We start from the raw sequence: 13,964 nt of genomic DNA, 5'->3' as shown, positions 1-13,964 counted from the left end.
TTGCATACCCGGAAATATCGTCCACAATAAGCGCGTTTTGTGATCGTTGTCACTCTAACACCGTGCTTCGGCATCGAATTTCTTCCTGGCGAACCTGAACTTCATGCAACCAACTACTGTATCCCGTAAGACGGCATGGCTACGAGTTTTACTGCTGGCTGTAGCCGCTTTTGTATTTAATACCACCGAATTTGTCCCTGTTGGCCTGTTGTCTGATATCGCCAGCAGCTTTTCGATGAAAACCGCAGACGTCGGCATTATGCTGACGATCTATGCGTGGGTAGTGGCGCTGCTCTCCCTGCCCATGATGCTGCTGACGCGCAACGTGGAACGTCGTTTGCTGCTGAGCATTCTGTTCCTGGTGTTTATTGCCAGCCATGTGCTGTCCAGTGTGGCGTGGAGCTTCTCTTCGCTGGTGCTGTCACGTATTGGTATTGCGCTCTCCCATGCGGTGTTCTGGTCAATTACCGCCTCATTAGCGATTCGCGTCGCCCCGGCCGGGAAAAAGACCCAGGCCTTGAGTATGCTGGCAACCGGCACCGCGCTGGCAATGGTATTGGGTGTGCCCATTGGCCGTCTGGTTGGACAGTATCTTGGCTGGCGCACCACCTTTGGCATGATTGGCGTCTCTGCGCTGGTGCTGCTGGTGATGGCCATCAAAATTCTGCCGCGCTTGCCGAGTGAACATACCGGTTCGTTGAGCAGTGTGCCGCTGCTGTTCCGCCGCCCGGCGCTGGTGAGCATGTATCTGCTCGTCACGCTGATCGTGACCGGCCACTACACCGCCTACAGCTACATTGAACCGTTTATGCAGATGGTGGCGAACAGTGGTGAAAACTTTACCACCCTGCTGTTGCTGCTGTTTGGCTCTGCGGGGATCATCGGTAGCGTGCTGTTCAGCTCGTTAGGTAACAAATTCCCGACCTTGTTGCTGACCGGCACCCTGACCATTGTCATGTTGAGTATGGGGCTGTTGTTCTTTGCTGCCGTGCACCCGGCGGCGATTATTGCCCTGTGCATTTTCTGGGGTATGGCGATGATGATGATCAACCTTGCCATGCAGGTCCGCGTGCTGTCACTGGCTCCCGATGCCACGGACGTAGCGATGTCACTGATGTCCGGGATTTATAATATCGGCATCGGCGCGGGCGCACTGTTGGGCAACCAGGTGAGCGAGCATCTGGACATGACCGAAGTGGGTTATGTCGGATCAGCGATTGCGCTGGTGGCACTGCTCTGGTGTGCGTGGAGTTTCCGCCGCTACCCGCAGCTGCGTACCAACGGTTAAGCCTTTGACCCGCGCAAAAAAAAGCACCCACATGGGTGCTTTTTTCATGGGAACGCTGTGGCTATTCCAGCCAAAACACCTGCGTCAACTCGCGGCTTTGCGGGCTGTTATCCGCATTTGAGGGCATTAACGCGGCCATCGAAGCCCACCATCGCTGGCACACTTCCGTTGCCGCAATCGCCTGCCAACGCGCTTCCGACTCAATCTCCACCGTGGCAAACAGCAGGTTACGCTGGGCATCCAGCCAGATTGCGTAGTGGTGCGCCCCGTGGTTTTTTAACGTTTGCGCCAGCTCCGGCCAGATGGGGTTATGCCGACGCGCGTACTCATCATGGCAGTCCGGGTTGACCTGCATCACAAACGCCTTACGCAACACGGGCTGGCCCGACATCAATGGCTGCCTGCCACGGCTGTACGCCAAAACGTTTGCCGAGTGCAATCAACTGTTCAGTGGTAATGCTCTGACGGATTCCCCCCATCGCCAGCACGTTGACGATCACCTGCGAGGATTTCTCCGCTGTATCAATCAGGCCAAAGGTTTCATCCAGCGTCGGTCCTGCGGCAAAAATGCCGTGGAACGGCCACATTACCAGGCTGTGCTGCGCCATTTTTTCTGCCGTGGCGCGACCAATTTCGTCGGTGCCCGGCACCATCCACGGCAGAATGCCGACGCCATCCGGGAACACCACCAGACATTCGGTACTGCCCTCCCACAGCAAACGCGTAAAGCGCGCGGAATCCAACTCCACCACATAACTCAGGGCCATAAAGTGGGTTGCATGGCAGTGCATAATCACCCGATCCTGCCCCTGTGAGTTCACTTTACGCACGCTGTGCGACTGGAAGTGTGAAGCCAGCTCTGAGGTCGGCAGGCCGCCATTGCTTAATCCCCAATGGATTTTGTAGGACAGCCCACGATCGTCCACCTGTAACAGCACCAGGCTGTCCGCCGGATCGCACTGCACATTACGGAAGAATTTGCCCGACCCGGTCACCAGAAACCAGCAGTTGGCCAGGGCGGGGGCCGGTTGAGACAGTTCAACGCAGCGCGGTTCGTCGTAGAAATCCGCCGAGAACGGCTGAACCTCTTCGTCCAGCAGGCGCAGACTGATGTTACCCCCGTTGCGCTCATCCCAGCCTTTCAGCCACATATCGCTGGTGGCCTTGACCATTCCCTGCACAAACCAGGAAGAAAGAATTGCGTGCATAATATGTCCTTAACGTTGGCTCAGAATATGTTGTTGATAGTGGTGTACTTCGTTCAGCCAGCGGGCGTCCGCCGGGACATCATTACGCAAGCACCAGGATTCCCACACCGCCTGCCACGGCAGCGATTTTTGCTCTTCCAGCAGGGCCAGGCGTGAGGTGTAATCCGCCCGATTTTCCAGCTGGCGCAGCTGATCTGTCGGCTCCAGCAGGGCGCGCAGCAGTGCTTTTTTCGCGTTGCGCGTGCCAATAACCCAGGCCGCGATGCGATTGATCGAAGCATCGAAGAAGTCGAGACCGATGTGCACTTTGTCGAACAGCTGCTGACGTACGATTTCATGGGCAATCGCCTGGGTTTCATCATCCAGCAGCACCACATGGTCGCTGTCCCAGCGTACCGGGCGGCTAACGTGCAGCAGCAAACGCGGCACATACAACGCGGCAGCTGAGATTTTGTCGGAGATCACTTCAGTAGGATGGAAATGTCCCGCGTCCAGCGTCAGTCCCACCTGGCGGCTGGTGGCATAGCCAAGGCAAAACTCGCCCGATCCCACGGTGTAACTCTCCGCACCAATACCAAACAGCTTGCTCTCTACCGCATCCAGATGATGGTGCGGATCCAGTTTTTCACTGAAGATGTCATCCAGCGCTGTCATTAATCGCTGACGTGGCGCAAAGCGATCGACGGTGAGATCTTTCATACCATCAGGCACCCAGACATTCATGACGGAGGGGGAGCCCAACTGCTTGCCAAAAGAGGCCGAGATATGACGACTGGCTTTGCAGTGGTCGATCCAGAACTGGCGAATAGCCTTATCACGGTGTGCCAGGGTAAACCCGTCTTCACTTAGGGGATGAGAGAAACAGGTGGGATTGAAATCCAGCCCCAACTGATGCTGCTTTGCCCACTCGACCCAGTGAGCAAAATGCTGGGGTTCGATGGCATCCCGCGCCACCGGGCGATCGCTTTCCAGGTAGATGGCATGCAGGTTAAGGCGCTTAGGGCCGGGGATCAGTGACATGGCTTTATCCAGATCGGCACGCAGTTCGGTTGCGTTACGCGCTCTTCCTGGGTAGTTGCCGGTCGCCTGAATCCCGCCGGTTAAAGCTCCCTGCGGGTTTTCAAACCCACGCACGTCATCCCCCTGCCAGCAGTGCATCGAGACGGGAAGGGTATCCAGACGCGCCAGCGCCTGTTCGGTATCAACGCCAACGGCGGCAAAGCGCTCGCGCGCCAGTTCATAAGCCTGTTCAATCAGCTTTGTCATAAGCGAGTTCCTTCATGGGTTGGCACAGTGCTGCAAAGCGCACCTGGCAGGCATCAAAGGTGCTGCCCGATTGTGGGGTAAAGGTTTCTAACGGAAAGTTTTGCCGAATGGCCTGGCGTAACGCGGGCACATCGGCCAGAGCGGCGACGGCCATCAGTTGACAGCCGACATTGCCCAGCGTGGAAGCCTCAACGGGACCTGCCAGCACCGGCACGCCACAGGCATCGGCGGTCAGTTGATTGAGAAAACGGTTCTGACACCCCCCTCCTACCACATGCAGTTGGCTGAAGGCCGCGCCGCGTAACTGCCCCAGTTCCTGTAAGGTGTGACGGTAGAGCAGCGCCAGGCTGTCAAAAATACAGCGTGCCAGCGCGGCTGCTGACTGTGGCACCGGCATCCCCTGTTCGGCACAGGCGTTCTGAATTTCAGCGACCATGTTGTCGGGGTTGATAAAACGGCTCGCGTTGGGATTGATCAGCCAACGACAGGCAGGCTGTTGCTGCGCCTCACTCACCAGCGCGGGCAGATCATCAATCGCCAGTTCGGTACACACGCGCTGTAACAGCCACAGTCCCATGATGTTTTTCAGTACGCGATACCCCTCCGCCCCGCCTTCGTTGGTCACGTTGGCGCGCAGTGCGGCGGCATCGGTGTAAGGCTGGAGACTTTCAAAGCCCATCAGTGACCAGGTTCCTGAGCAGAGATACGCCGCATGGTCATGCTCAAGGGGCGTCGCCAGAACCGCGCTGGCGGTATCGTGCGTGGCGACGGCAATCACCGGCACGTCACGTCCCTGCGGGCTACGCCAGTGGCCAACCGTCTGACCCGGTGGCTGGATGTTGCCAAACCAACTGGCATTAACGCCCGCCCACGCCAGTAACTCTCTGTCCCACTCGCCACTGTGGAGGTTGAGCAGTTGTGTGGTGGTGGCGTTGGTGTATTCCCAGTGAAGGTTGCCGGTCAGACGATAGTGGAAATAGTCGGGTATCAGCAGCGCATGTTTCACCTGCGCTACCCAGTCTGGCTGCTGCTGATGCAGTGCACGCAGCTGATATAACGTGTTGAACGGTAGAAACTGAATGCCGGTTTTACGATACAGGGCCGCAACTCCCCATTGCTGTATCGCCTGCTGCATCACACCCTGTGTGCGCGGATCGCGATAGCTTACGGCGGCACCCACGCGTTCACCTTGTGCATCCAGCAGCACCAAATCCACGCCCCAGGTGTCAATGCCAATGCTGTCGATGGCCACGCCTTCGGTTTCCAGCTGCGCCAGACCTGCCCGAATTTCGTCTTCCAGGCTGTCCAGATCCCAGCAGTCATAACCGGCCTGATAGCGTCGCTGATTCACAAAACGTCTAACTTCACGCAGCACCATGCGCTGCTCCGCCGGCTGCCATTGCGCCAGCATCACTCGCCCGCTGGAAGCACCTAAATCAATCGCCACGATATTGCGCGTACTCATAACGGCTTCACCCTCTGTAGTCATGGGGTTAGCCTACGGAGCGCGGCCACCGGCCACCTTCCGCTATCTGCCAGACGCCATTTACGCGTGGCAGATGCACAAAGGTGTTCGTGAAACAGATCACAAACTGAGGAAGATCGAGGATGTGACTGCCACCGCAGTTTTAACAGCCCAGGCGAAATTCTTGAATTACGCGCAGCTTTCCTGCGTTTTACGGTGAAATTTTCAAGGTCAGCCCACAGGCCGTTGTTTAGACTCGGTTACACAGGTGTTAATCACCATGGAGGCAATCATGACCGTATTACATAGCGCGGATTTTTTCCCGGCAGGTAATTTTTCCATTGCGGTGGAACCCCGTGTCCCCCAACAGGCTTTTCCTGAGCATCACCATGATTTTTGCGAGATCGTGCTGGTTGAACAGGGTTCTGGCATCCACGTTTTCAACGGCCAGCCGCAGACGTTGAGCGCAGGCTCGGTCTGCTTTATTCGTGACCACGACCGGCACTTATATGAGCAAACCAGCAACCTCTGTCTGACCAATGTGTTGTATCGCGGGCCGAATGCTTTCCGCTTTCTCTCCGGGCTACAGGATCTGCTGCCTGACAGCGACGCCAGCGCACAGTGGCGTATCAATCAACGTGTGATGCAGCAAGGACTGGCGCTGGTGGCAGCGATGAAGCCGGACGGCAGCTGGTCACTTGAGCGCCAGGCGCAGCAGGAACAGCTTTTTTTGCAGTTGCTCCTGCTGCTGCGTGATGCAGCTCGCAATTTGCACGGGGAAGATCAGGAAGCGCGTCTGCATCGCTTGCTGGAGTGGTTGACTGAACATTACAGTGAGGAGGTCTGTTGGGAGGTGCTGGCTGACCGTTTTTCTCTGTCGCTGCGCACGCTGCACCGCCAGATGAAACAGCAGACCGGCCATACCCCACAACGGTATTTGAATCGTTTACGCCTGTTACAAGCGCGTCATCTGCTGCGCCACAGTGAAATGCGTATCACGGATATCGCTTTTCACTGCGGTTTTGGCGACAGTAATCATTTTTCGACCCTGTTTCGCCGCGAATTTGGTTGCGCACCGCGCACCGAGCGTCAGCAAATGGCATAAGGAGCCTGTGAATGTCGCTGATCCTACAGCGTGAGGATTATTTTCCTGGTGATACGCTGCCGGTCACGGTGGCTGAGCGCCTGCCTCAGCCCTCTTTTCCGGCACATCGCCACACGTTCAGCGAAATTGTTATTGTCTGGCGCGGAAACGGCTTACATGTGCATAACGACCGTCCATGGCTGGTCACCTGTGGGGATGTGTTTTTTATCCAGGATGATGACTGCCACAGCTACGACAGCGTGCACGATCTGGTACTGGATAATATCCTCTACTGCCGTGACCGGTTTTCCCTCGGCATTGACTGGGCGCAACTGATCCCGGCGCGCACAGCGGAAAGCCCGGTGTGCTGGCGTCTCACCACGCGCGGGCTGGCGTTAGCGCGTGGGGTTGTCACCCAGTTAGAGCGGGAATGCCGTAAGAATGATCCTCTCTCCATTCAGCTCGCGGAGGCACTGTTTTTGCAGTTGGCGCTGATTTTACGCCGCCACGTCTACGCCGCCGACCGCCCCTGGGCACTGCCCGAAGGCGAGCAGCTGGATTTGCTGATGTCGGCACTCCAGGGGTCAATTGACCGCCCTTTCGATCTGACGGGTTTTTGTCAGCAGAATCAACTCAGCGAGCGTGCGCTGAAACAGCTGTTTCGCCAGCATACCGGGATGACACCCAGCCATTATCTGCGTCAACTGCAACTGTGCCAAGCGAAGTATCTGCTGCGGACGCGAGAGTGTTTGATCAGTGAAATCGCCGCCCGCTGCGGCTTTGATGACAGCAACTACTTCTCTGCGGTGTTTATGCGCGAAACCGGCCTGACACCCAGCGCCTGGCGGCAGCAGTTTATCGCTTCTGCTCGTCCCGCTGGGTTGCCTTGCCGTCTCACCTGACACCCACTTTACATCGGCCAGCCCTGCATTCTGCCCCTGCGGCTGGCACGCTGTTGTCAGGTCGATCAGTTCGCCATTCCCAGGCCCACGATATTGGCCGCGATGATAATCACCACACAGCCAATTGACAGCACCCCCACGGGACGGCGTCCCACCGCTTTCCACTCTTTCATTACTAAGCCGACCAGGCCGCCGCACAACACATACAGGCTCATGTGCAGCATCCAACTGACAAAATCGTACTGCGCCGGGATTTTGGCGTGGCCCCAGGCATAGAAGAAGAACTGCAGATACCACATGGTGCCACCCAGCACGGCAAACGCCACGTTGGCCAGCAACAGCGGACGAGCCACGGAGAAGTCCTGACGTACCGAAAGCTCAGGTCGGGTGGCGAGACGGAAGAAACAGTACGCCAGATTCACCACTGCACCGCCGCCCATGATCACCACATAGCTAGGCAGCGCCACATACAGCGGATTAATGCCTAATTGCGCAGCCGCCTCATGCATCGGCTTCGCCGCATCCATGGCAAATGACATCCCGGCGGAGAAAATGCCGCAGATCACCGCCAGCACCAGTCCCTTCTTCAGATTAAACTCCTGCGCGTTGATCCCCAGCGCGCGCTCTTTTAACAGCCCGGCACGGGTCACGATACCGACGCCAATCAGGGCGACCAGTACACCCAACAGCGTTAAACGTCCGCCGGTTGAAGCAAACAGCTCGGCAAAACGCCCCTGTAACAGCGGCGTCATCAGCGTCCCCACCACCAGCGTCACGCCGATGGCAATACCAATCCCCATCGACATGCCGAGGTAGCGCATGGTCAAACCGTAGTTAATATTGCCGACACCCCACATCGCGCCAAACAGGAACACCGGTAACAGCTGCGCAAGACTAAAGCTGCTGTAATAGGCCCAAAAATCCGGTAACAGCGTGGCACTGACCGCCCAGGGTAAAATCAGCCACGACATGACACCGCCCACCGACCACATGGTTTCCCATGACCAGCGTTTGACCTGTTTAAAAGGGGCATAAAAACAGGCGGCACTGGCCGCCCCCACCAAATGCCAGAAGATACCTGCAAGAATGGCACTGTTCATTGTTATTCCTTCGTCAGATTGCGGCCCACAGGAGAGTGCAGCTCTCCCGATATCGCAGGCAGTCTACGTTGCTCAGGAATCGCTCAGCCTTTGAATGGCTGCCGGGAACCCGGTTGCTGTGGCAAAATCTGGTGACTCGCCTGCTGCGCGATCACAAATTCAACTATCTCAGCCGCATGGGCCATTAGCGCAGATAAGTGCCTTATTATTCATGTTTTTATCACGCCTACTGTGTGCGCTCGCACAAAGCCGATGGCCGTTTTCACGACAAAACCTGCTGAATGCAAAGCCCATCACGTCAAATGACGGATGGCTGCCAAACTGCCCGGCGCACTGGCACCCAGACAAAGGCAGCAAAGCACCCGCTGCGCCACGCTAAACCGGATTAACAAACCCAGCACCGTGGAGATTTGCCATGACCCAGCACCTGCAGCACTACATTAACGGCCAGTTTGTCAGTGGCGAAAATGACAAATGGATTGAAGTCATCAACCCCGCAACAGAAACGCTGATTTCGCGTATCCCTCAGGGCAGCGCGTATCAGGCCCAGGTTGCGATCTCAGCGGCGGAACAAGCACAGCCTGCATGGGAAGCCTTGCCCGCCCAGCAACGCGGCATCTGGCTGCAAAAAATTGCTGCGGGGATCCGTCAGCGTGCCAGTGAAATCAGCGCCACTATCGTGGCAGAAGGCGGAAAAACGCAGGCGCTGGCCCAGACCGAAGTGCTGTTTACCGCCGACTATCTCGACTATATGGCGGGTTGGGCACGCCGCTATGAAGGCGAAATCATTAACAGCGACCGCCCGAATGAAAATATCTTTGTGTTTAAAAAAGCCATCGGCGTCACCACCGGCATTTTGCCGTGGAACTTCCCGTTCTTTCTCATCGCCCGTAAGGCCGCACCGGCACTGGTGACCGGCAATACCATTGTGATTAAACCCAGCGAACTGACGCCAAACAACGCGCAACTGTTTGCTGAAGTGATTCAACAGATTGGCTTACCGGCTGGGGTAATCAATTTCGTCTATGGCTATAGTGCCGAAGTGGGCCATGAGCTGGCCGCTAACCCGAAAGTGGGCATGGTCAGCCTGACCGGCAGCGTCGGAGCCGGTCAGGCCACCATGGCGGCGGCGGCACAAAACGTCACCAAAGTTTCGCTGGAACTGGGGGGGAAAGCGCCGGCTATCGTGTTGGATGATGCCGATCTTGACCTGGCGATAAAGGCTATCGTCAGCTCACGCGTCATCAATACCGGGCAGGTATGTAACTGTGCAGAGCGGGTGTATGTCCAACGCGGCATCTACCCGCGCTTTATCAGTGCCCTTTCCGCGGCCATGCAGCAGGTCCGTTTTGGCAACCCGGCTGAAGAGAGTGAGATTGATATGGGGCCGCTGATCAGCGCCGCCGCGCTGCAACGGGTGGAACAGAAAGTTGCTGCGGCGCAGGCACAAGGGGCCAGGGTGATTCTCGGCGGCAAACGCGTCGGCACGCAGGGGTTCTTCTTTGAACCCACCGTGCTGACCGATGTGCGTCAGGAGATGGAGATCATGCAGGAGGAGATCTTCGGCCCGGTACTGCCCGTGATGGCGGTGGATTCGTTAGAGGAGGCGATTGCTCTGGCGAATGACTGCGAATACGGTCTGACGTCTTCTGTTTATACGCAAAATCTCAACAGTGCGATGATTGCGCTACGTCAGCTCAAATTTGGCGAAACTTACGTCAACCGTGAGAACTTTGAAGCCATGCAGGGCTTCCACGCGGGCTGGCGTAAATCCGGGATTGGCGGCGCAGATGGCCGTCATGGGCTGGAAGAGTATCTGCAAACCCACGTTGCCTATCTGCAATTCGGTTAACACAGTGCTGCCGCCTGGCTCGGCGGCAGCCACTGATTTACAGGTACTTACGGCTGCGCAACAGGGCAATCCCACTCAACAGCGCCACCGCCATCAGGTAGTAACCCGGTGCCAGGCTGGTGCCGGTCGCCTGAATCAGCAAGGTACAGATCAGCGGCGCAAAGCCACCAAACACCGTCACGGCAATGTTATAGCTGATGGCCATGCCACTCGCGCGCGTCTCTACCGGGAACAGATCCGCCATCACCGAAGGCACCGTGGCGAAGTAAATGGACTTCAACAACGCTAACCACCCCACCAGTACCATCAGAGAAAATGCTGAAGGGTTACCCACCACCCAGTGAAAAGCCGGATAGATAGAGACCAGCAACAGCAGCAGTGAGCCCCACATCAGCGGCAGGCGGCCCACGCGCTCCGCACACAGCCCCATGATCGGCGTGACCACGGTCAGAATGACGCCCCCTAGCAGGGTGGCACCAAACCCAACGGAGCCTGATAGATGCAGGCTTTTGGTGGCATACGTCGGCACATAGTTGAGCATGTAGTTCACCGCTGTCGAGATCACCATCAGCCCGATAGCAATGAACACCAGCGCTTTCTGTCGGCCAAACAGCGTCTTCAGCGGTGCGCTCTCTTTTACTTCACTTTTATAGGTCTCAGACTCATGGACATGGCGACGAATATACAGTCCCAGTGGGCCAATCAGCAGGCCAAAGGCAAACGGAATGCGCCAGCCCCATGCCAGCAGATCCGCATCACTCATCACCTGCAACAAGCCAAAGCCAAAGGCGGAAGCCATCAAGGTACTGGCCCCCTGCGTCGCGAACTGCCAACTGGCAATAAAGGCACGACGCTCCGGGAAGTGTTCGACCAGGAATGCCGTCGAGCTACCAAACTCACCACCGGCCGAAAAGCCCTGAATCAGACGTGCGACCAGAATCAGCAGCGGCGCAGCCAGGCCAAGCGTGGCGTAGCCTGGCATCAGGGTGATCATCGCGCCGCCCAGCATCATCAGGTTGATGGAGAGCAGCAGGGCTTTTTTACGCCCGTGTTTGTCGGCGTAATGCCCGAGGACAATCGCGCCCAGTGGACGGATCAGGAATGAAATCCCAAAGCTACCAAACGCCAGCAGCAGCGAAACCGAAGGATCGGTCGTCGGGAAAAACGTGCGGGCAATATAGCTGGCAAAAAAGGCATAAACCGCAATATCAAACCACTCCAGCGCGTTACCCACGCAGGTGGCAAACAGCGTTTTGTATAAACTGGGCCGCGTCGGTGCCAAAGGTTGGGCTAAGGTGCTCATCAGCGCGCCTCCTTGTGTGCACGGTGTGCAGCGATCAGCGCTTCACCCTGCTCGCCCAACTGCCAGAACAGGCGCGTCATGATTTGTAAGCCTTCGCGCGCAATCGACTTCAACATATGCTCATTCACGCCGTGCTGACCACAAGCGGGATAGGAGTGCGGTACCCACAGCGTCGGCAGCCCCAGAATATCGGAGAACACTTCATTGGGCAGCGAGCCGCCGAGGTTCGGCAACAACGCCGGTTTCTTGTCACTGCTTTGCGCCAGCGTGTCTAACACCCAGTGCACCAGCGGATCGGTAGGATCGAGGCGGGTAGCGGGCGATCCACGCATAAACTCCACCTCGACGTTATCAAAGCCATGCGCACGCAGATGCGCCTCGACGTGTGTCGCCAGGTTTTTCCAGTCAGTGCCGACCACAAAACGCAGCTGGCACACCGCCATCGCCTCTGCCGGAATAGCATTCATTGGGCGCTGTGGATTGCCGGTTTCATACGCCAGCACTTCCATGGTGTTCCAGCCATACAGGCGCTCAGCGGTGGTGAGCCCTGGCTCGCCCCAGCTAAAATCAATGGTAGGATCGCCCGGCATTCCGCCTGGCTCGACATCACCAAGAATTTCGCGGACCGCTGGCGTCAGTGACGTTGGCTTAAGGGCTTCAACCTGCATCACGCCGTGCTGATTCACCAGACAGGCAATGGCATTGGCGAGCTGCGTCCCCGGATTGCTCAGCAACCCGCCCCAGTTACCTGAGTGATAGGCATTGTCACGCGCGCGAATGCGCAGACGGAAATTCGCTGCACCGCGCGATCCCAGGAACAGCGTTGGACGTTCAGCGTTCAGACGCGGGCCGTCGGAGGCGATAAACAGATCCGCTTGCAGCAGTTCTTGCTGCTGCTGGCACACTTCAGCCAGACCTGGGGAGCTTATCTCTTCCCCCATCTCGAACAGAATTTTGCAGTTAAAACCGAGCTTGCCGCCGCGAGCTTTAAACACCTGTTCCAGCGCAGCAAGGTTGACGCAGTGCTGGCCTTTGTTATCGGCGGCACCACGACCGTACCAGCGGTCACCCTCTTCCTTTAACTGCCACGGATTGAGGTCTGCACGCCAGTTTTCATCATCACCAAAGACCACATCGCCGTGGCCATAGCACAGCATGGTGGGATAATGGCTTTCTTCGATACGGGTAGCGACCAGGAATGGGCGATTGGCAGCAACCGTATTTTCGATGTAATGCAGGTTAAACCCCATCGCCTCCAGCTGCGGGGCGATCTCCTGATGCAGATAGTGATGCAGTTCAGCATCACGATCCTGACGTTGGCTTTCAGTAACGCAGGCGACGCGACGCGCCAGCTGCTGTTGAAATTCCCCACTGTCAAAGTACTCAATCGCCTGAGCTACGGCCTGTTGTTCAGTCATGTTTGCGGATCTTATTTAGTGTTGTTGTCCCCCTACTATTGCTGCATTATGGCTTTGCTACAATTATCAATTTATCTCTGGTCATTTGCTTTAAAAGCAAATCTAAGCTGCCCATAAACGAGGCATGCACTAAAATGAGGCAGTCCGATGCTAAGCAGTGAAATCCGCTATTTTCTGGCCGTGGCAAATGCGGGATCGTTGAGCGCGGCCAGTGAACAGCTGTTTGTCGCCGTTTCCGCCATTAGCCGTCAGATCCAACGGCTGGAAGCCCAGGTGGGGATGCCGCTGTTTGATCGCCACGCGCGCGGTATGGTGCTGAATGAAGCCGGTGAGATTTTTGCGCATCAGGTGCGAAAAAGTCAGATGGATATGGAGTATGCGCTGGCAGAGATTAAAGGCCTGACCGCCGTGCGGCGTAGCGTGATCCGTATTGCCTGCACCGATGGGTTAGCGTTTAGCCTGCTGCCCACCCTGCTGGCCGAGTTTCGTCAGCAGAATCCGGCGGTACAGATTATCGTCAAGGTCAGTAATCCACAGGGCGTGGCAGAGCGGATTCGCACCGGTGAGTGTGATTTGGCGTTGCAGTTTAGCCTGAATCCCGAACGGGGCGTTGAAGTGGCCGGTGCCTGGCAGGCCCCTGTTTTACTTTTGATGCATCAGCACCACCCTCTGGCCCAGGGCGAGTTCTCACTGGAAGCACTCAGCCGTTATCCTCTGGCGCTGCCCGAGCAGTTTACGACCGTGCGCCAGTTGTTTGATCTCTCTTGTCAAATGCGAGGCTGTACGCTGGAGCCGGTGTTTACCTGCGAAAACTTCTCTACGCTGTTTCATTTCCTGTTGCACACGCCAGAAGCGGTAACGATTTGCAGTGCGTTCACCGTCGCGCAAGAGACGCGCGATTATGCGCTGATTATGCGACCAATGGGGATTGAACAGCTGAGTCATCGTACGCTGCAACTGCAAACGTTATCAGGAAGGAAGCAGAGTGCGGCGCTGACGCTGTTGCTGGCTTTTTTGCAGCAACGTTTATCCGCAACCGAGAATGAACTACGCCAGCGCTGGCTGGCGTAGCTTAGGC

General features: G+C 56.9%; 12 protein-coding genes. 5 read left to right on the top strand and 7 right to left on the bottom strand.

Going from position 1 to position 13,964, the window contains the following annotated elements; translation table 11 throughout:
* The first annotated feature begins 103 nt into the window (after positions 1-103).
* Entirely contained in the window at positions 104-1,288 is a 1,185-nt protein-coding gene (locus B880_RS0121195) for a sugar transporter (protein ID WP_017349472.1), read from the top strand.
* A gap of 61 nt (positions 1,289-1,349) precedes the next feature.
* On the opposite strand, the gene rhaM is transcribed toward B880_RS0121195, so the two are convergent.
* The 4 genes from rhaM to rhaB are packed head-to-tail and all read right to left on the bottom strand — an operon-like array spanning position 1,350 to position 5,227.
* Positions 1,350-1,664 (bottom strand): L-rhamnose mutarotase, encoded by a 315-nt coding sequence (gene rhaM, locus B880_RS0121190; RefSeq protein WP_026042826.1) that lies wholly within the window; start codon positions 1,662-1,664, stop codon positions 1,350-1,352.
* Positions 1,654-2,496, bottom strand: coding sequence for a rhamnulose-1-phosphate aldolase (rhaD, locus tag B880_RS0121185; RefSeq protein ID WP_017349470.1), 843 nt, complete (start codon positions 2,494-2,496; stop codon positions 1,654-1,656). Before rhaD ends, rhaM begins: the two co-directional genes overlap by 11 nt.
* A gap of 9 nt (positions 2,497-2,505) precedes the next feature.
* Positions 2,506-3,762, bottom strand: a complete 1,257-nt coding sequence (locus B880_RS0121180; RefSeq protein WP_017349469.1) for an L-rhamnose isomerase — start codon at positions 3,760-3,762, stop codon at positions 2,506-2,508.
* Positions 3,746-5,227: a rhamnulokinase gene (gene rhaB / locus B880_RS0121175; RefSeq protein WP_017349468.1), complete on the bottom strand. Its 1,482-nt coding sequence runs from the start codon at positions 5,225-5,227 to the stop codon at positions 3,746-3,748. The genes B880_RS0121180 and rhaB overlap by 17 nt, the downstream gene beginning before the upstream one ends.
* A 292-nt stretch (positions 5,228-5,519) precedes the next feature.
* On the opposite strand from rhaB, the gene rhaS reads away from it, so the two are divergent.
* Together rhaS and rhaR are read left to right on the top strand one after the other, a co-directional pair.
* The gene (gene rhaS / locus B880_RS0121165; protein WP_026042824.1) at positions 5,520-6,332 is read left to right on the top strand and encodes an HTH-type transcriptional activator RhaS; all 813 of its coding nucleotides are present in this window, start codon (positions 5,520-5,522) and stop codon (positions 6,330-6,332) included.
* 11 nt (positions 6,333-6,343) lie between these two features.
* On the top strand, positions 6,344-7,213 hold the full coding sequence (gene rhaR, locus B880_RS0121160; protein WP_017349466.1) for an HTH-type transcriptional activator RhaR: 870 nt from the start codon (positions 6,344-6,346) through the stop codon (positions 7,211-7,213).
* A 65-nt stretch (positions 7,214-7,278) separates the two neighbouring features.
* Here rhaR and rhaT read toward each other — a convergent pair whose 3' ends face one another.
* Positions 7,279-8,313 carry an L-rhamnose/proton symporter RhaT gene (gene rhaT, locus B880_RS0121155; RefSeq protein ID WP_017349465.1) on the bottom strand — a complete coding sequence of 345 codons (1,035 nt, stop codon included), beginning with the start codon at positions 8,311-8,313 and terminating at the stop codon, positions 7,279-7,281.
* Between the two features lie 415 nt (positions 8,314-8,728).
* Here rhaT and aldA point away from each other — a divergent pair, with 415 nt between their 5' ends.
* On the top strand, positions 8,729-10,165 hold the full coding sequence (aldA, locus tag B880_RS0121145; RefSeq protein ID WP_017349463.1) for an aldehyde dehydrogenase: 1,437 nt from the start codon (positions 8,729-8,731) through the stop codon (positions 10,163-10,165).
* A gap of 37 nt (positions 10,166-10,202) precedes the next feature.
* On the opposite strand, the gene B880_RS0121140 is transcribed toward aldA, so the two are convergent.
* Together B880_RS0121140 and B880_RS0121135 are read right to left on the bottom strand one after the other, a co-directional pair.
* Positions 10,203-11,468, bottom strand: coding sequence for an MFS transporter (locus B880_RS0121140; RefSeq protein ID WP_017349462.1), 1,266 nt, complete (start codon positions 11,466-11,468; stop codon positions 10,203-10,205).
* Entirely contained in the window at positions 11,468-12,886 is a 1,419-nt protein-coding gene (locus B880_RS0121135; RefSeq protein ID WP_017349461.1) for a M20 family metallopeptidase, read from the bottom strand. Before B880_RS0121135 ends, B880_RS0121140 begins: the two co-directional genes overlap by 1 nt.
* A 147-nt stretch (positions 12,887-13,033) precedes the next feature.
* Between B880_RS0121135 and B880_RS0121130 the strand changes: the two genes are divergently transcribed.
* A complete protein-coding gene (locus B880_RS0121130) occupies positions 13,034-13,957 on the top strand; it encodes a LysR family transcriptional regulator (RefSeq protein WP_017349460.1) in 924 nt (307 codons plus the stop codon).
* Positions 13,958-13,964 lie beyond the last annotated feature (7 nt).

Origin of the sequence: Pantoea sp. A4, from assembly GCF_000295955.2 — a bacterium.
Taxonomy (GTDB): Bacteria; Pseudomonadota; Gammaproteobacteria; order Enterobacterales; family Enterobacteriaceae; genus Pantoea; species Pantoea multigeneris.
The sequence above is the reverse complement of the archived record's forward strand: the minus strand, read 5'-3'. Positions and strand labels throughout refer to the sequence as shown.